This window comes from Pseudomonadota bacterium (assembly GCA_023229365.1).
Lineage (GTDB): Bacteria > Myxococcota_A > Polyangia > JAAYKL01 > JAAYKL01 > JALNZK01.
This window is the reverse complement of record JALNZK010000115.1, coordinates 1-17137: the sequence shown is the minus strand read 5'-3', so window position 1 is coordinate 17137 and position 17137 is coordinate 1. Positions and strand designations below refer to the sequence as shown.

The following is a 17137-nucleotide window of genomic DNA, read 5'->3' as shown; positions in this document are numbered from 1 at the left end:
GTGTCGGTGTCGGGGTCGGTGTCGGCGTCGGTGTCCGTGTCGGTGTCGGTGTCGGCGTCGGTGTCCGTGTCGGTGTCGGTGTCGGCGTCGGTGTCCGTGTCGGTGTCGGTGTCCGCGTCGGTGTCCGCGTCGCCGCCGCCCCCGCCCGCGAGCTCCCCGCTGGCGCAGCCGCCCGCGGCTGCGAGAGAAAGGATCAGCGCCACCGCAATCGTCGTGTGTCCCATCTGCGACCTCCGCCGCTCCCGCTGCCTGGGAGCGCCTCCCAACCCTCAGTGGAGTGCGGCGCCGCGGGCGGATGTCCCGAACGCGAGGCCTCCTAGCGGCAAGAGAGGTCGGAGGGCGGGAACGATGAGGCGTTCGTGGAAACGTGCCGCTCGTCGGAGAGGACAACCATATCGGGCTCGAGATCACTAGGTCCCCGCACAGCATCGGGCTCTTGTGGCTTCCTCCGACCGGCGGTACGGTGGCTCCACGATGACCTCAGCGAAGGCGAAGCTGTCCCTGTTCGCGGTCGCGGCCGTGCTCGCCGCGGGGTGCGGGGCGGCGTCCAACCTTACCCCCGGCGCCGGCTTCAAGGTCGGCAAGTCCTCCTCGGTCGTCGTGATGGGCGTCTCGCCGTCGATGAAGATCCGGGCCTTCCAGGGCTGGGGCGAGGGCAAGGAGTGGCAGCAGAACGAGCTCGCGAAGGCGGTGATCAACGTGAACCCGGAGAACGGGTACGTCGTCGTCCCCCTGGCGCCCACGTTCGAGGGCGAGAGCTACGGGATCATGCGGATCGTGCCGTCCGTGACGACCGTGCTGAGCGTGTGCACCGGCGGGAGCGCGGCCGTCTTCGAGCTCCCCGCGGCCTCGGTGGTCTACATCGGGGACTTCCACCTGAACACCGAGGACGGGTACCTGGTCGAGGTCGGGTACGACTACGAGAAGGCGCTCGCGTTCATGAAGGCGACGTACCCCCAGTCGACCGAGCCGCTCGCCAAGGGCCGTGTCCGGGTCGCCGAGGTGACGAACGGGCAATGCGACGGCGAGCCCGTGTCCTTCGTCGCCAAGTAGTCATGGCCCTCATCAACGTCCGCGACGTGACGATCTCCTTCGGCGGCGCCGCGCTGCTCGAGGCGGTGAGCTTCGCGGTCGAGCCCGGCGAGCGGATCTGCCTCGTCGGGCGCAACGGCGAGGGCAAGACCACCCTGATGCGGCTGATCGCCCGCGAGATCGCGCCGGACGCGGGCACGGTGGACTACGGGCATGGCGTCCGCTCCGCGATGCTCGCCCAGGACGTCCCGCGGGAGCTCGAGGGGACGTGCGGAGACGTCGTCCGCGCGGCGTACGCGGACGATGCCAGCGACGCGGGCGCGATCGATCACGAGATCGACACCGTGCTCGGCCGGCTCGGCCTGGAGGCGCGGAGCTCGTGCGCGACGCTCTCCGGGGGGCAGCGCCGCCGCCTCCTGCTCGCCCGGGCGTTGGCCGGCGCGCCGGACGTGCTCCTGCTCGACGAGCCGACGAACCACCTCGACATCGACTCCGTGGTGCGGCTCGAGGCGCTGCTCGAGAGGTTCGCGGGCGCGGTCGTGTTCGTCACCCACGATCGGGTGCTCATCGACAGGCTCGCCACGCGGATCCTCGATCTGGACCGCGGCGTCGTGACGAGCTTCCCCGGGCGGTACGCGGCGTACCTCGAGAGCAAGGGCGCCGCGCTCGAGGCCGAGCAGGCCCGGCGCGAGCGGTTCGACAAGCGGCTCGCGGGGGAGGAGGTCTGGCTGCGCAAGGGGATCAAGGCGCGCCGGACCCGGAACGAGGGCCGCGTGCGGCGGCTCCTCTCGATGCGGGAGGAGGCCCGGCGGCGGCGCGAGGGAAAGGGCGCGGTGCGGATGGGCGTGGCGCCCGCGGGAAGGGCGTCGCGGAAGATCGCCGAGGCGATCGACGTGAGCTTCGGCTACGACCCCGACGCGCCGCTCGTCCGGGGCTTCTCGGGCGTCGTCTGGCGCGGCGACAAGGTCGGGATCATCGGCCCCAACGGCGCGGGGAAGACGACGCTGCTCAAGCTCCTGCTCGGGGAGCTCGGGCCGACGGCCGGCGAGGTGCGGCAGGGCGAGGGGCTCGCCGTGGCGTACCTCGACCAGCTCCGGGCGCAGCTCGACAGCGAGAAGACCGTCGTCGAGAACCTCGCCCCGGACGGCGACTCGATCGTGATAGGCGGGACGCCGCGGCACGTCTACTCCTACCTCGAGGACTTCCTGTTCTCGTCGGACCGGGCCCGCACGCCGGTCTGGGTGTTGTCCGGCGGGGAGCGGAACCGCCTCCTGCTCGCGAAGCTGTTCGCGCGGCCCGCGAACACGCTCGTGCTCGACGAGCCGACGAACGACCTCGACGTCGAGACGCTCGAGCTGTTCGAGGATCTTCTCGTCGAGTACGAGGGGACGGTGCTGCTCGTGAGCCACGATCGGGCGTTCCTCAACAACGTCGTCACGAGCACGCTCGTGTTCGAGGGCGGCGGGCGCCTCTCCGAGTACGTGGGCGGCTACGACGACTGGATCCGTCAGCGCCCTCCGCCTGCCGCGGCGGAGGCGCCGCGGGCGGCGCAGCCGGTCCGTCAGCGCGAGAAGGCGGCGCGCCCGCGCACGCTGACGTTCAAGGAGCGGCTCGAGCTCGACGCGCTCCCGGCGCGGATCGAGGCGCTCGAGGCCGAGGCGGGGAGGCTGCGCGCCACGCTCGCGGATCCGGGTTTCTACAAGACGGCGGGCGTCGAGGTGGCCGGCGTCAACGCCCGGCTCGCCGCAGAGGAGGCGGCGCTCGCGGCGGCCTACGATCTCTGGGCCGAGCTCGAGTCGATCCGCGAGGCGAGCGGGAAGAGGTAGCCCGGGGCCGTCGCGCCGGGACCTAGCAGAGGCACTCCCGGACCGTGTCCGCGAGGCCCCGCGCCAGGCGCCGGGTCGTCTCCTCGGTCGGTCCCTCCACCATCACCCGGCACATGGACTGCGTCCCGGAGTACCGGATCAGCACGCGCCCCTTCTCGCCGAGCTCGGCCTCGGCCGCCTTCACGGCCGCCTGCAGCGCGGGCAGCGCCTCGAGCGGGGGCTTCTTGGCCACGTCGACGTTCACGATCTCCTGGGGGGACAGGCGCATCTCCTCGGCGAGCGAGGACAGCGGGAGCTTCGCCTCGTTCATCGCCGCCAGCAGCTGCAGGGCGGTGACGATGCCGTCGCCGGTCGTGTGGTGGTCCAGGAAGATCATGTGGCCGGAGGCCTCGCCCCCGAACACCGCGCCGCGCTCCTGCATCATCTCCAGGACGTAGCGATCCCCGACCTTGGCCGCGCCGTGGACGATCCCCAGCCCCTTCAGCGCGAGGCCGAAGCCGAAGTTGCTCATCACCGTCGAGATGACCAGGTTGTTCCGGAGCCGCCCCTGCTCCTTGTAGCGCTTGGCGCAGATCACCATGACGTGGTCGCCGGTGATCTCCCGCCCCTTCTCGTCGACGGCGATCAGCCGATCCCCGTCGCCGTCGAACGCGAGCCCGACGTCCGCCCCTTTCGCGATCACCTCGGCCCGGAGATCCTCCGTGTGCTGCGATCCGCACCGAAGGTTGATGTTCACCCCGTTGGGCTCGCAGTGGATGGCGGTGACGTCCGCGCCGAGCTCCGAGAAGATGATCGGGGCGGCCTTGTAGGTCGCGCCGTTCGCGCAGTCGAGGACGATCTTCTGGCCCTCGAGGCTGAGCTCCTCCGGGAACGTGTTCTTGCAGAAGACGATGTAGCGCCCGGTGGCGTCGTCGATGCGCTTCGCCTTGCCGATGTCGTCGGCCGTGGGCCGGATGTCCCGGATGCGGCCCGACGCGATCAGGTCCTCGATCTCGTCCTCCTCGGCGTCCGGGAGCTTGAAGCCGCTGCGCGAGAAGATCTTGATGCCGTTGTCCTGGTAGGGGTTGTGCGAGGCGGAGATCACGAGGCCCGCGTCCGCGCGCATGCTGCGGGTGGTGAACGCGATCCCCGGCGTCGGCATCGGGCCGACGAGCAGGACGTCCACTCCCATCGAGCAGATGCCCGCGGTGAGCGCGCTCTCCAGCATGTAGCCGCTGACGCGCGTGTCCTTCCCGATCACGACGCGGTGGCGGTGATCCCCGTGCCGCTTGCACACGTAGGCCACGGCGCGCCCGATCTCGAGGGCCATCTCCGCGGTGATGGGCGCCAGGTTCGCGACGCCCCTCACCCCGTCCGTTCCGAAGAGTCTTCCCATGTCCGAGCCTTCCTCCGCATGGCCGCTCGCCCGGCCTCTGCCCGCGTCGATCAGAACGATCCCGCCAGGCCGACGACGGCGCCCCCGTCCGGGGTCGGGGACGCGAAGGGCGCGATCCGCGGGGCGCCCGCGACCTCGGACCCTGTCGTGATGGCCGCGGTCTTCGGCCGGAGCGCCTTGGCCTGCGAGTGGGCGACGAACGCGTCCGCGGCGAAGAGGCTCTGGCTCAGCGCCCCGGTCAGGCCGAGCAGGGCCATCCAACCGTGCGGCGGCGGCCCGTCCAAGACGGCGACCGAGACGGTCGCCATCGTGGGGATGAACATGAAGTAGAGGCCGTAGAAGATCCAGCCGCCGACCCGGGCGCCCCGCTCGCCCTCCACGCCCACCGCGCGGCGGGCCGATCGGCCGCCGGCCTCCGTGACGGGGGAGATGACGATCGTGATGAGCGCCGAGGTGCCGGCCAGAACGACCGGAGCCGGAGACATGTGGTCCAAGTCGGCGAACTCGATCGGCATGGAGAACCCGATCGTGAGGCCCGCGCCGACGGCGCCGACGATCCCCGCGGCGAGCGACCAGTCCCTGCCTCCGCCCGAAGGCCCGGAGCCGACGCACTGCCCGTTCGAGCAGATCCTGTCGCCCTTGCAGTCGGTGTCCTTGGCGCACTGGGCCTGGGCGAACGACGGCGTCGCGAGGAACGCCGCCGCGAGGGCGACGAGGGCGAAGGCCAATCTCGAGCGGCGAAGAGCCATCCGCCTACTCCCCGTCGCCGTCGTCCGCCTCGTCGCGGACGCAAATGGTGTTGTACCAGTTGTTCACGCCGTCGGCGCAGAACACCTCGCCGTCGTATTGGATGTTCGCCACCCACGCGTAGCCCGGGCCTTGATCGCACGGCAGAGAGGTCCAGACCTGGCCGCCCCAAGGGAAGCCTTCGTCGAAGAGCGTGTCGCAGACCTCGCTCTGATCGCACGACGCGCACCACCCGTAGTAGCTCCCCATGTCGATGTCGCAGTCGTTGAACAGCCCGACGAAGTCGTCCAGGCTCGGGAGGCGCCAGTCGTCGTGCCCCTCGATGTCGAGCTCGTCACAGTAGTTGACCGCGTCCTGCCAGTAGAACGCCTCGTCCGTCGTCGGGTACTGCCAGCACAACCCGGTCGCCGGGTCGTGACGGCCGCCCTCGCAATTGAGCGTGCCGGTGTCGATCTTCTCGGGCATCTCGAAGTCGGAGCAGCCGGCCGCGACAAAGGCGGCGACCGCGACTGACGGCATCAACATCCGGTGCTTTGTCCTCGCGCGCTCCATCTAGAACTCCAGGGCGACGCCGCCCGGGGCGGCGGTCAAGGCGATCGTCTCCTCGGCGCTCTCTTCCTTGTAGTGGTCCGCCAGGAACAGCGCCGTCGCGGCGGCGACGAGGACGCCCGCGCCGATGGCGAAGCCGAGCCCCGCCTTCTGGCACTTCATGCCGGCCTCCCTCGCGTCCTCCATGTCGCTCCAGGCGCGCTGCCCGTCCGCGGCGATCGCGACGGACGGCCCGTCGGACTCGAGATCCTCCACCGCGGCATTGTAGTCGTCGCGCGCGTCTTTGAAATCGTCCTTCATCGTGGCCGCGACGCCGTAGATCGCGCCGGACGCGAGCCCCGAGGCGACGCCGACGATGAAGCTCGCCCACGCCCCGCCCCGGAACGCGCGCTGTCGCGGGCTCCTCTTGGGGAGCGCGGGGGGCTCGGGAGGCGCGGGCTGCGGGGCGGGCGCGGCCTCTGCGGAGGCGGGCGCGGCGGGTGCCGTTTCTGCGGCCGCGGGAGGTCCCTCGGCCGGGACGGGAGCGATCGCGGGCGGGGGCGCCGCCTCCTCTTCGAGCGCGAACGCGACCTCCGTCCTGCCCCTCGCCGCGATCCGCACGGTCTGCGACGCCGTCACGAACCCCGCGAGGCGCGCCTCGACGGCGCGATCCCCGGGCGCGACGACGAGCGGCCCGGCGAGCGGGCTCGTGCCGACCTGTGCGCCGTCGACGACGATCGTCGCGCCGTCGCGGTCGACCTTGACGTCGAGCCGCCCCACCATCCCCTCGATCGTGCTCTTCAGGGTCTGGACCTCGACGGCGAGGCCGCCGAGCTTGCCCGCGAAGTCGCGCTCGAGCCGGGAGAGCGCCTCGAGGGCGTCGCCGTATCGGTTCTGTGCCTTGTAGGCGTTCGCCAGGTTGAACAGCCCCATCTTCGTCGGGTAGAGGCGCACCGACAGCTCGAACTCCGCGATCGCGGCCGCGTAGTCCTCGTTCTCCACCAGCGCGTTCCCGGCCTTGAAGTGCTGCTCCGCCTCGGCCTTCGCCGAGCCCGCGGACGCGGTCGCGGCTACGATCGACAGCGCGAGGCCGATTGCGACAGATGTCCAGCGTGTTGCCGTGCAGCTCATCTTCCGTTCCCGATTCCGAATACCGGAAGCCTAGCACCCCGCGCGGTGGATGCACCCGCTTTTTCGGCCTTCACTTGGGCAGAATCCGGCGCGCCGCCTCGCGCACCTGCGCCGAGTAGACGGTCTGCCTGGGGACGAGCTTGAGCTCGCCGAACGGCATGGCGCGCAGCACCCGGGTGATCGCCTCGCCGCCGAGCCGGGGGTTGCCGAGCAGGGCGCGGCGCACCGTGGGGCTCGCGAGCCATGCGCCGTTCCCGACGATCAGGTCCAGGAGGGGGATCGGCAGGTTGCCCATGCGCGCGATGCGCGCCACCTCCGGCACCGTGACCCGGGGGTTGCGCAGGAGCGCCTCCCAGACGACCTTCCCGTAGATCCGCTCGAGCACCATGCGCTCGGTCGCCTCGCCCTCGCGCGCCACCTTCATCTGCTCCGCGGAGGTGAGCCCGCGCATCCGCTCGTGGACGCGCGGCGGCGGTGCCGCGGCGGGCTCCTCGACCGGAGGCGCCGCGTGCGAGGTCACGAACTCCGCGATCCGCCGGCGCAGATCCTGGCCGAACTTCTCGAAGGCCAGCCCCACCGCCCGCGCGCCGTCCTGCTCGCCCACCCAGACGACGCGCGCCGCGAGCTCGAGCACGGCGCCGTCCGCCGGGTGCACGATCGCGACCGTGCGGAGCTGGTTCTCCTCGGCCTCGATCCCGCCGCGGGCCATCGCGCCGCCGTTGTGGAAGTTCTGCGCGAGCTCCCGCTCGATCTCCTCGACGCGCTCGAAGTCGATGACGATGATCTCGTCGGAGCTCACGGGTTGATCCTCCCGATGTTCGATAAAAGCATACAGTCCGGTTCCGCTCGCGGCAAACGCGGGATCGCCGTTATGATGCGGCACGTTCGGTGAGGGGCGTTCTCATGGACACGTGGGTGCTGATGGACAGCGAGGCGATTCCGGGGGCGGCGGGCGCGCAGAGCGTCATGGCGCTCATGCGGCGCGGGCGCGAGCTCGTGATCCGCGTGGACGGGCGCGAGCTGATGAGCAACAGGTCCCACGGCTCGGAGGAGGCGCTCTTCGATCTCGCCCACGAGCGGCTGGGGCCGCGCCCGGACGCGCGGGTGCTGGTGGGCGGCCTGGGGATGGGGTTCACCCTGGCGGCGGCGCTGCGCAAGGTCGGCCCGGACGCGCGCGTGGTGGTGGCCGAGCTCGTGCCGGCGGTGATCCGCTGGAACCGCGGTCCGCTCGCGGGGGAGGCCGGGGCGCCGCTCTCGGATCCGCGCGCCTCGGTGTACGAGGGCGACGTGGCCGACCTGATCCGCGCCCCCGAATCGCCGTGGGACGCCGTCCTGCTCGACGTGGACAACGGGCCGGCGGCGCTGACGCAGGCGGCCAACGACTGGCTGTACTCCGCGGCGGGGCTCGAGGCCGCGTACGCCGCCCTCTCGCCGGGCGGCGTGCTGGGGGTCTGGTCGGCCGCGCCGGACGCGGGGTTCACCCGGCGGATGCGGCGCGCCGGGTTCGAGGTGGAGGTCGTCGACGTGCGCGCCCGCGGCGCCAAGGGCGGCCGCCGTCACGTCGTGTGGCTGGGCCGCGCGGCGAGAGGCCCCGAGCGCCTCAGCGCCCTTCGGCGAGCAGGATCTCCGCGATCTGCACGGCGTTGAGCGCCGCGCCCTTGCGCAGGTTGTCGGCCGCGATCCACAGGTCGAGCGCGTTCTCCCGCGAGGGGTCGCGCCGGATCCGGCCCACCAGCACCGGATCGCGGCCGGCGCACAGCGACTGCATGGGGTAGCGGCGCTCCGCCGGCGCGTCGACGAGCTCGACGCCGGGCGCCCCGGCGAGCAGCGCGCGCGCCTCCTCGGGCGAGATCGGCCCCTCGAGCTCGACGTTGACCGCCTCGGCGTGGCCGACGAGCACCGGCACGCGCACGCACGTGGCCGAGACGCGGATCGACGGATCGTGGAAGATCTTGCGCGTCTCGAACATCATCTTGTGCTCCTCCTTCGTGTAGCCGTCGTCCTCGAACACGTCGATCTGCGGCAGGCAGTTGAACGCGATCGGGTGCGGGAACACGGGGCCGGCGACGACCGCCTTGCCGTCGAGCGCGTCGATCGAGGTGCGGCGCAGCTCGTCCATGGCGCGGGTACCGGCGCCGGAGACCGACTGGTACGTCGCGACGACGATGCGGCGGATGCGCGCGTGCGCGTGCAGCGGCGCGAGGGCGACGACCATCTGGATGGTGGAGCAGTTCGGGTTGGCGATGATGCCGCGCGGACGGTCCGCGACGTCGCCCGGGTTCACCTCGGGGACGACGAGCGGCACGTCCGCGTCGCGCCGGAACGCGGAGGTGTTGTCGACGACCACGGCCCCCGCGGCCGCGGCCCGCGGCGCGTGCGCGAGGCTGGTCGAGCCGCCCGCCGAGAAGAGCGCGACGTCGACGCCCGAGAAGTCGAACGTCGGGAGCGGTTCGACCGCGAGCTCCCGGCCGGCGAACGCGACGCGCTTATCGCGGCTGCGCTCCGAGGCGACGGCATGCACGGCGCCCACGGGGAAGCCGCGCTGCGCGAGGACGTCGAGCATGGTCCTGCCCACGGCGCCCGTGGCGCCGACGACCGCGACGTTCATGGTCCGCATCTAGACGCGCCGGAAGACGCCGATGACGACGCCGAGGATCTGCGTGGGCCGGAAGTCCTCCCGGCGGATGATGATGGGGGCGTAGGCGGCGTTCGCCGCGACGAGCCGGATCGCGTCCGGTCCCGGGTGGTAGTACTTGACGGTCGCCTCGTCGCCGATGAGCGCGACGACGACGTTGCCCTTGTCGGCGTGCATCTGCCTGCGCACGAAGATGAAGTCGCCATCGTGAATCCCCGCGTCGATCATCGAGTCGCCGCGCACGTGGAGGCCGAACACCTCCCGCTGGTTCCCGACGAAGAAACGATCGACGACGACGACATCTTCCACGTTCTCCTCTGCGAGCACCGGCTGTCCGGCCGCGACCCGGCCGACGACCGGGATCGACACCGTCGAGTCTTGTTCCGCCGCGCCGACGTGTACGGGCCGCAGCGCGCGCGACTTCATATCCTCGCGCTTCAGGTAGCCCTTGCGCTCGAGGGCGCGCAGGTGGTCGTTCACGCCGTTGGTCGAGCGGATGCCCATGTGGGAGCCGATCTCGCGGAGCGTGGGCGGATAACCGCGATCGTTGATGGATTGGGAGATGTAGTCCAATACCATCTGCTGTCTTTTCGTGAGTCCTTGCATGCCGCCCACCCTTCCGGAACCGCGGTGCTCGAGGTTCGAGAAAATGTCGAGAGCCAGGCAAATTCTACTGAACGTTGGTTGCGGGGTCAAATTGTGTGGACAACCTGTGTGAAACGTGATCGAAAACGCGCTCATCCGCGCGGCTGCGCGGCGTCCGCGAGCTCGAACCCCACTGTGGACAAGTCGTCGGACGCGGCTGCGAAATCGACGAGCGCGGGGTAGTCGGCGGGCGCGATCCGGCCCGCGTTCAGGTGGAGCTCGTGACGGACGTTCAGCGTCCCCGTCCCGGCGGTGATCCTCCGCGCGGCGCTGCCGCAGGAGGCCGCGGCGCTGCCGTCGTCGTCGTCCGTGCGGACGGCGAGGCCGTCGGGCGGAGTCACCGTGATGGAGATCGACTCGTCGAGGTAGGTCGCGAGCACCGCGGGGGCGCTCCGGGCTCTCGGGCCGCCCAGCTCCCGGACCAGGGAGCGCGAGAACGGGAGCTCGCCGCGCAGCGAGCCCGAGACCCTTCGCGCGAAGCTCGGGAACGCGAGCTCGTAGGCCGCCTCGAGCGGGCCGTCGTCGTCGTCCAGGCCCGCGAAGGCGAGGCGCACGAGCGTCGCCCCCGGGGCGACGTCGGCCACGTGCTCGGCGGAGAAGAGCCGCGCCCGCTCCTCGTCCGTCGCGGCCCGCAGCTCGGCGCGCCACGCCGCCGCGATCTCGCCGGACACCGTCTCGGTCACGCGTGCGGTCGCCTCCCCGCCGGGGCCGATCTCGAGCGCGACCTCGACGACCCGCCTGTCCACGGGGATTGCGCCGCCGTCCGTCGTCGCCGTCTCGCAGCGATCCGGGAAGAGGGCGGGGCGGTGGCGCAGATCGGGCGGCAGGTAGCCGAACGGCGCGGCGTCGGTCTCGAAGCTCGCCCACCGCCCGTCCACGGAGACCGCGACGCGCTCGAGCCTGTCGAGGCTCGTGCCGTCTGCGCGCGTGTCGTCGGCGTGCGCGGAGCGGACGAAGGCGAGCCGCCCGTCGAGACCGGCCGCGCGCGCGAGGGCGAGGAAGGCACGCGCCCGGCTCCCCCTGCGCCGCGACAGGATGTGGCTCGCCGGATCCGCGAGCTCGCCGTCCTCGGCGACGTTGGCCATGGTCCACGCGTAGAGCGCCGCGAGCCGCTTCCCTCGATCCGCCTCGTCGATCCCCTCGACGGCGCGCGCAGCAACGGCGTCGATCGCGGGCGTGCCCCTTTCGCGATCCGCGAGCAGATCCCGGACCCGAGCGCAGATCGCTTCGACCGAAGCGCCGGACGTTACGCGGATCGAGGGCAACAGCTCGGCGGCGTGCGGCGCGAGCGGCTCCTCGACCGCGGGCGCCACGTCCCGCGCGCGGAACGTGAGGACGCGGAGATCGCCGAAGATCCGCTCGGCGGCGGGGGGCGCGTCGCCGCGGGGGTCGATCTCGAGCGGCGTCGCAAGCGGCGCGACGACGACGATCTCGGATCTCCGAAAGACGTGGTCGAAGTCGCGGAAGTAGAAGCGGCCCGTGTCGAAGCCGCCGAGGAACACGGGGGACGGCGGCGACCAGCGCGCGTACTCGACCTCCACGAAGTCGCCCGCCGCGAGGTCGGGGAGCGACAGGCTCGCCTTGCCCGGGATCCGCTCCGGGGTGCGCACCGTGCCGTCGGGCTTGACGGCGCGGGCGGTGAGGATCGTGGCGTCGTCCGGGACCTCGACCTCGCCGTGCTCGGCGACGGCGCCGGCGGTGAGGATCGCGGCGATGTTGTGGACGATCTCGGTGCGGGAGCCGTCGCGGCCGATCACGTGGACCGCGCGATCGAGCACCCACGCCGAGCCGGTGCCGTAGATCGGGCGCGCCGCACGGAACGCGGCGATGGCGGCCAGGCCGTCGACGCGCAGCGCGGTGTGGAGATCGGCTCCCTCGAAGGCGGCCGCGTCCGCGGCGCGTCCCCCCGCGATCAGGGCGTGCGCCTCCCCCACGCGCCCGGCGCCCGCGAGCGCGTCCGCGAGCGCCCGCCGCCGCTCCTGCGAAAACGGCCGGAGCGCGAAGAGGCGCCGCATCCCGCCGACGAACCCGTCGAGATCGCCGGCCGCGAGCGCCGCGCGGGTCGACGCGTCGATGAGCGCCGGGCTCTCGGGGTCGCGGTCGAGGAGGCGCCGGAGCTCGACCTGCGCCTCGTCGTAGCGCTGGGCCTCGAGGAGCGCGTTCGCGAGCGCGTCGCTCGTCCGATCGCACGCCGCGAGATCCGCCGCCATCTCGAGCAGGCGCGAACCGTCGACCGCGCCGCGCGCGGCGGCGAGCGCGTACGCCTTGGCCGGGCACGATCCCGCCACGAGGGCGCCGAGCTCCCGGGCGGCCTCGGCGGCCTCGGCGGCGTAGCCGATCTCGAGGCAGAGATCCGCGAGCCGCTCGGCGACGGACGGCTCGTCGGGGTTGAGCGCGAGCCCTTCCCGCAGGAGGCCGTAGGCGACCTCCGGCCTGCCGTCGGCGGACTCGGCGCGGGCGACCGCGAGGCGGGCGGACCAGAGCCGCGGTTCGAGCGCGAGGGCGCGCGACAGCAACCGCCGAGAGCTCTCGAACGCCGCGTCGAGCGGCTGCTCCGGGGACGCGAGCGCGGCCTCCGCTGCCGCGGCGAGCATCGGCCAGGAGCCCGCGGCGCCGAGCCTCTCCAGCGCGGCCGTCTCGCGCGCCGTGGCGGCGCCATCCGAACGCCAGATCGCGGCCCGCAGCCGCGCGAGCGCCGCCGTGGCCGTGCGCGCGCCCGGCTCCTCGGGGAGCGGGATCGCGGCGGCGGCGGCGCCGGACGGGAGGAGCCCGGGACCGTGGGACGGAACCGGCGCGCCGTTCGCGGCGCGCACCGCGACGAGCGAGAACACCGGCCGGACCTCCGGGTGCGCGATCGCGACCGCGATCTCGGTGTTGCCCGCCGGCAACGCGGCCGCGAACCAGCGGTACCGGGGCGGCCAGGCGCCGCGCCTGTCGAAGGAGAAGATCTCCACGTTGCCCGCGTACACCCGGGCCGAGGTGTCGGACTCGAGCCGGAACAGGACGATCTCGGCCCGCGGCAGCGCCACGACGGTCCGCGCGAGCCCCAGCCCGGGCTCCGGGACCGCCGGATCGAAGGCGGCGATCGTGCAGCGCGACGCCTCCTCGACACGCGCGGCCGAGAGCCCGCGGCCAGGGCCGAGGCGCGCCTCGATCGGCCAGGGGACGGCCGTCCCGAAGTGCGGGAGCTGTTCGCGCGCGCGATCGAGCGCGTCGAACGCAGCGGGGCCGTAGGGGCCCGAGATCTCCCAACGGGTCAGGCAGCCGGTGGCGTCGCGCGCCGCCGCGCGGCTCGCGGCATCGTTCTCGAGCCGCAGCGCGAGGCCGAACGCGAGGTTGCGCAGCTCGAAGGCGGCCTCCAGCGGCAGCGCGCCGGGATCGTCGAGCGACCCCGCAACTGCCGCGAAGCGGTCCCGGAAGACGGGCACGCGATCGCGGATCGCGACGATCGCCATGGCGGCGGCGGTGGAGACGTCGCCGAGAGAGCGGTCCTCTCGGCCCCTGGCGACGACGCGCAGATAGCGCTCCGCCGCCTCGGCCGGACGGCCGGTCGCGTCGAGGAGATCGGCGAGCAGGAACTCGGCCGCGGCGTCCGCTGGCGACTCTTCGAGCGCTGCGGCGAGGAGATCCTCGGCCCTGTCTGCGTCGCCGTCGACGAGGTAGGCGCGCTCCGCGGGAGAGAGCGCCTTCGCTCCGCGGGCGCCCTGCGCCGCGAAGGAGCAGGCGCCGCAGGCGAGGGCGGCGAGCGCGAGGATCGCGGTCGGGGCGCGGCGGATCACGGCGACCTCTCGAAGACGATCGGCGCGGCGAGCGCCTGATCGACGTCCCGGCAGAACGCCGCGAACCGCAAGTACGCCTCCGGCTCGACCTCGTGCGCGTCGAGCTCGAAGCGCCGGGTGACGCGCACCGAGCCGTCCGAGACCGACGCGTCCAGCTCGAGCGAGCCGAACTCCGTCTCGATCCGCGTCCGCTCCGGCGCGCGCGCGACCCGGAACCCGCTTGGCACCTCGACGATCGCCTCGCGCGAGACGACGCGGCGGGGTCCGATCTCGAGCGAGTGCTCGCGCGCGGGGAGCGAGGCGTAGCGCTCCTGGAGCCGCTCCCCCTTGTCGATGGAGACGAGCATCCCGCCGCCGCTCGTCCTGCCGAGCGACGCGACGGTCGCCTCGTAGCGGACGCGGACCGCGCCCTCGAGCGCTCCGAGCCCGGCGAACGACGCGGACGCGATCTCCGATCCCGGGAACCTGTCCGCCGCGACCGCGGCGAACCGCTCGGCGCGGTTGCCCGACGTCTCGAACTCCCGCCGGTACGCTGGCGCGAAGCCGGCACCGCGGAGCTCGAGCGTCGCCGCTATCCTCGCCCGCCCGTCGCCGCCGATCGAGGCGCGCAGCCGCTCGGTCAGGGAGCTGTCGGCCGCCGCGGCCACGGGCGTTCGCGTCAGCACCGGGCCTTCGCGCGTGAGCCGCAGCGCGAGCGCGCCCTGATCCTCGAACGGGAGCTCGCGCGAGCCGTGGTGCTCGGCCGTGCCGTCGAGCCACAGCCCGAGCTTCGGGACGTGGACGATGGCGTGGTTGAAGACCTCGAGCGACGCGGGCCGAGGACCCACGTCCCCCTGCGACCGCGTGCGCACGAGCACGAGCTCGGCCTCGACGCCGACCTCGCCGAGGAGCGCGACGAGGAGCGCTGCCTTGTCCTTGCAGTCGCCGAACCCGCGCGACATGACCGCCGCCGCCCGGTACGGCTTGTAGCCGTGCACGCCGAACTCGAGCCCCACGTACCGCGTCGCGCCGACGACCCACCCGTAGATCGCCGCCACCTTCTGCGCCGGCGTCCTCGCGCGCGCCGCGAGCTCGATCGCCTTGGCGCGGATCCGCGAGTCGGCGAGCAGCTGATCGCGGATCAGATCCTCGTACCAGCGCCCGAGCTCCTCGAACGTGCGGAAGGTGGAGAGGTGGAGGTAGGCGCGGCCGGCGCTCTCGCCGTGCATCGCGGGCTCGGCGGCGAGCGCGGGGACGTCGCGGGCCTCGAAGACGCGCGTCGTCTCGCCGTTCGCCTCGGAGCTCGTCCGCTGGAGGCCCGTCAAGTCCGGCTCCGCGATCTCGATCGCCGTCGCGGTCGGCGCGATGAGCGCGTACCGCCAGAGCTTCTTCGGGTGGGTGTTCACCGCGTACGTGAAGTCGCCGAAGTAGCCCTCCGCGAACCGCATCACCCGGGTGTCGTCGACGCGGTACCTGTACTCGACGACGTCGCCGGGCATGAGCGCCGGCAGCTCGACGAGCTCCGCCTCGAGGTCGTAGTAGAGGCGGTACCACGGCTCCGCGATAGGCGCCGTGGCCCGGCCGGTCGCGCTCTCCACCTCGCCGTTCCTGCGGAACACCCGGGCGGCCAGGATCTTCACGCGTTGGGCGGACGGCGCGTACTCGACGGTGTGGGTCCTCTGCTCCCTCGCCGAGGGCTCGCCGCGCACCTCGATCACGAGCTGGTGGAAGCGCGACGCGAGGCCGGACGGCTCGACGTGGACGACCTGCGAGTCGACGAGGTACGCCGCGCTCCCCCCCGAGCCGCCGCGCCACGCGAGGAACTCCTCGGGCGGGACGACGAACGGGTCCTCGAAGCGCGCCGACGGCGCCACCGCGTCGAGGTAGCCCGCGAGCCACGCGTCGCCCGGATCCCAACGCGAGGCCTCGCCGAGGAGGCGCAGCCCCTCGTCGCGCTCCCCCTTGCGGATCGCGAGCAGCCCGAGCCGCTTCGTCGCCTCGGCGTCCTCCGGATCCAGCGCGAGCAGGCGCTTCAGGATCGCCTCGGCCTCGGCGAACCGCGCGGCGCGCTCGAACGCCGCGCCGACCGCGAAGAGCCGCTCCCTCTCGTACGGCGCTCCGGCGACGGCCGCGCGGAGCTCCGTCTCGAACGTCTTCCCGTCGCCGCGGGCAGCGGCGGCGCGCGCGAGCGAGAGGTGCGGGGCCGCGAGATCGAAGCGAGCCTCGGTCGTCTTCGCGTCGCAACGGAGCCGCTCCGCGTCGACGCCGGCCCGCTCGGCGAGGCGGGACGCCGCGATCCACAACGAAGGAGCCCGTCGATCCCGGACCCCGAGCTGCCCGAGGCGCCGGAGCGCCTCGAGCGGGAAGCCGCGCGAGGCGAGGATCTCGAGCCGCGCGAGATCGACCGAGAGGCTCCTGGCGCTCTTCGAGGCCGCCTCGAGCGCGGCGAGCGCGCGGACCGGATCACCGGCCTCCGCCTCGACCCGCGAGAGGGCGATCGCCGCCTCCGGGCAACCGGGCTCCCGCGTGCGCGCGGCCTCGGCGGCGAGCCTCCGTTCGTTTGCGTCGAGCGCCAGCGCGCCCCAGATCAGGCACGGCCGCGCCTCCCTCGACGAGGCGCACGCCGCCTTCGCGAGATCGCGCTCCCGGTGCGAACCCGGGTGGATCGCGCCGGTCAGGAGCGCGTACAGGGCGCCGTCGGCGCCGTCGGGCGCCCGGGAGGACCCGCGCGCGCCCCCCACGTCGATCACGCGCGCCGCGAGCGCCATGGCACCGCGCTCGCCCGCGCAGACGCGGACCACGAGGCTGTTGCGGCCCGCGCGGACGGCGATCCCGGCCGCGATCCGGTCCCGCGAGGCGCGCTCGCGGTACGCGCCGTCGTGCGCGATCCGCGCCCCGTTCCAGAGCGCCGTCAGCGAGCCCGCGGCGGAGAGGCGCAGCACGCCGCGCCCCGCCTTCCCGGCGTCGAAATCGGTCGCCGCGAGCGCGCAGATATCCTCGTGGCGGGAGAAGAGCGCGTCCAGCCGGAGCGTGCCGAACGCCGTCGCCTCCGCGGGCGCGACGCGCCAAAGCACCTTGCCGCGGACGCCGTCGTGCGCGCGATCGGCGACGAAGTCGGAGACGTCTGCGGCGGCCGCGTCCGGGCCGAGCGGGCCGAGCACGCGCCATGACGAGAGGAAGCCGCGATCCCGCGCGCGCGCCGAGGCGTCGTCGGGGTGTCCCTCGCGGAGATCGGCCTCTTCGAGGAGATCGAGGACGCGCTCCCTCGCCCTGGGCCCGAGCCGCTGCGTCGCGAGCATCGCCTCGAGCAGCTCGCGCACCGCCGCGGGGTCGTCGTCCCATTGCGCGAACGCCTCGAGCGCGACGAGCTCCGCGGCCGGATCGCCCGGCGAGCGCGCGACGTCGCGGCGCAGATCCGCGAGGCTCCGGCCGAAGCCCTCGGCCCTCAGGGAGGGCGCGA

At 73.1% G+C, this 17137-nt stretch carries 13 protein-coding genes; 3 read left to right on the top strand and 10 right to left on the bottom strand.

Annotated elements, in window-relative coordinates:
* Nucleotides 1–224 (bottom strand): hypothetical protein (locus tag M0R80_25995; protein MCK9463090.1); only part of this gene is annotated, 224 nt, incomplete at its 3' end.
* 250 nt (nt 225–474) lie between these two features.
* Here M0R80_25995 and M0R80_25990 point away from each other — a divergent pair.
* On the top strand, nt 475–1053 hold the full coding sequence (locus M0R80_25990; protein ID MCK9463089.1) for a hypothetical protein: 579 nt from the start codon (nt 475–477) through the stop codon (nt 1051–1053).
* 2 nt (nt 1054–1055) lie between these two features.
* Entirely contained in the window at nt 1056–2858 is a 1803-nt protein-coding gene (locus M0R80_25985; protein ID MCK9463088.1) for an ATP-binding cassette domain-containing protein, read from the top strand.
* Between the two features lie 22 nt (nt 2859–2880).
* Here the strand turns inward: M0R80_25985 and glmM are convergent, their stop codons facing one another.
* From glmM to M0R80_25960, 5 genes are all read right to left on the bottom strand, one after another.
* Nucleotides 2881–4233 carry a phosphoglucosamine mutase gene (gene glmM, locus M0R80_25980; protein ID MCK9463087.1) on the bottom strand — a complete coding sequence of 451 codons (1353 nt, stop codon included), beginning with the start codon at nt 4231–4233 and terminating at the stop codon, nt 2881–2883.
* A 50-nt stretch (nt 4234–4283) separates the two neighbouring features.
* Nucleotides 4284–4982, bottom strand: coding sequence for a dickkopf-related protein (locus M0R80_25975; protein MCK9463086.1), 699 nt, complete (start codon nt 4980–4982; stop codon nt 4284–4286).
* Between the two features lie 4 nt (nt 4983–4986).
* On the bottom strand, nt 4987–5505 hold the full coding sequence (locus M0R80_25970) for a DUF1566 domain-containing protein (GenBank protein MCK9463085.1): 519 nt from the start codon (nt 5503–5505) through the stop codon (nt 4987–4989).
* A 27-nt stretch (nt 5506–5532) separates the two neighbouring features.
* Nucleotides 5533–6639, bottom strand: a complete 1107-nt coding sequence (locus M0R80_25965; GenBank protein MCK9463084.1) for a PEGA domain-containing protein — start codon at nt 6637–6639, stop codon at nt 5533–5535.
* Nucleotides 6640–6709: 70 nt separating this feature from the next.
* Entirely contained in the window at nt 6710–7438 is a 729-nt protein-coding gene (locus M0R80_25960) for a hypothetical protein (GenBank protein MCK9463083.1), read from the bottom strand.
* Between the two features lie 104 nt (nt 7439–7542).
* Between M0R80_25960 and M0R80_25955 the strand changes: the two genes are divergently transcribed.
* Nucleotides 7543–8286 carry a spermidine synthase gene (locus M0R80_25955; GenBank protein ID MCK9463082.1) on the top strand — a complete coding sequence of 248 codons (744 nt, stop codon included), beginning with the start codon at nt 7543–7545 and terminating at the stop codon, nt 8284–8286.
* Here M0R80_25955 and M0R80_25950 read toward each other — a convergent pair.
* From M0R80_25950 to M0R80_25935, 4 genes are all read right to left on the bottom strand, one after another.
* Nucleotides 8240–9256 carry an aspartate-semialdehyde dehydrogenase gene (locus M0R80_25950; GenBank protein MCK9463081.1) on the bottom strand — a complete coding sequence of 339 codons (1017 nt, stop codon included), beginning with the start codon at nt 9254–9256 and terminating at the stop codon, nt 8240–8242. The two genes, M0R80_25955 and M0R80_25950, sit on opposite strands and share 47 nt — an antisense overlap.
* Nucleotides 9257–9880, bottom strand: a complete 624-nt coding sequence (lexA, locus tag M0R80_25945) for a transcriptional repressor LexA (protein ID MCK9463080.1) — start codon at nt 9878–9880, stop codon at nt 9257–9259.
* A 131-nt stretch (nt 9881–10011) separates the two neighbouring features.
* Nucleotides 10012–13698: a tetratricopeptide repeat protein gene (locus M0R80_25940; GenBank protein ID MCK9463079.1), complete on the bottom strand. Its 3687-nt coding sequence runs from the start codon at nt 13696–13698 to the stop codon at nt 10012–10014.
* On the bottom strand, nt 13695–17137 hold a 3443-nt coding region (locus M0R80_25935; GenBank protein MCK9463078.1), incomplete at its 5' end, for a DUF3857 and transglutaminase domain-containing protein. The genes M0R80_25935 and M0R80_25940, both read right to left, overlap by 4 nt.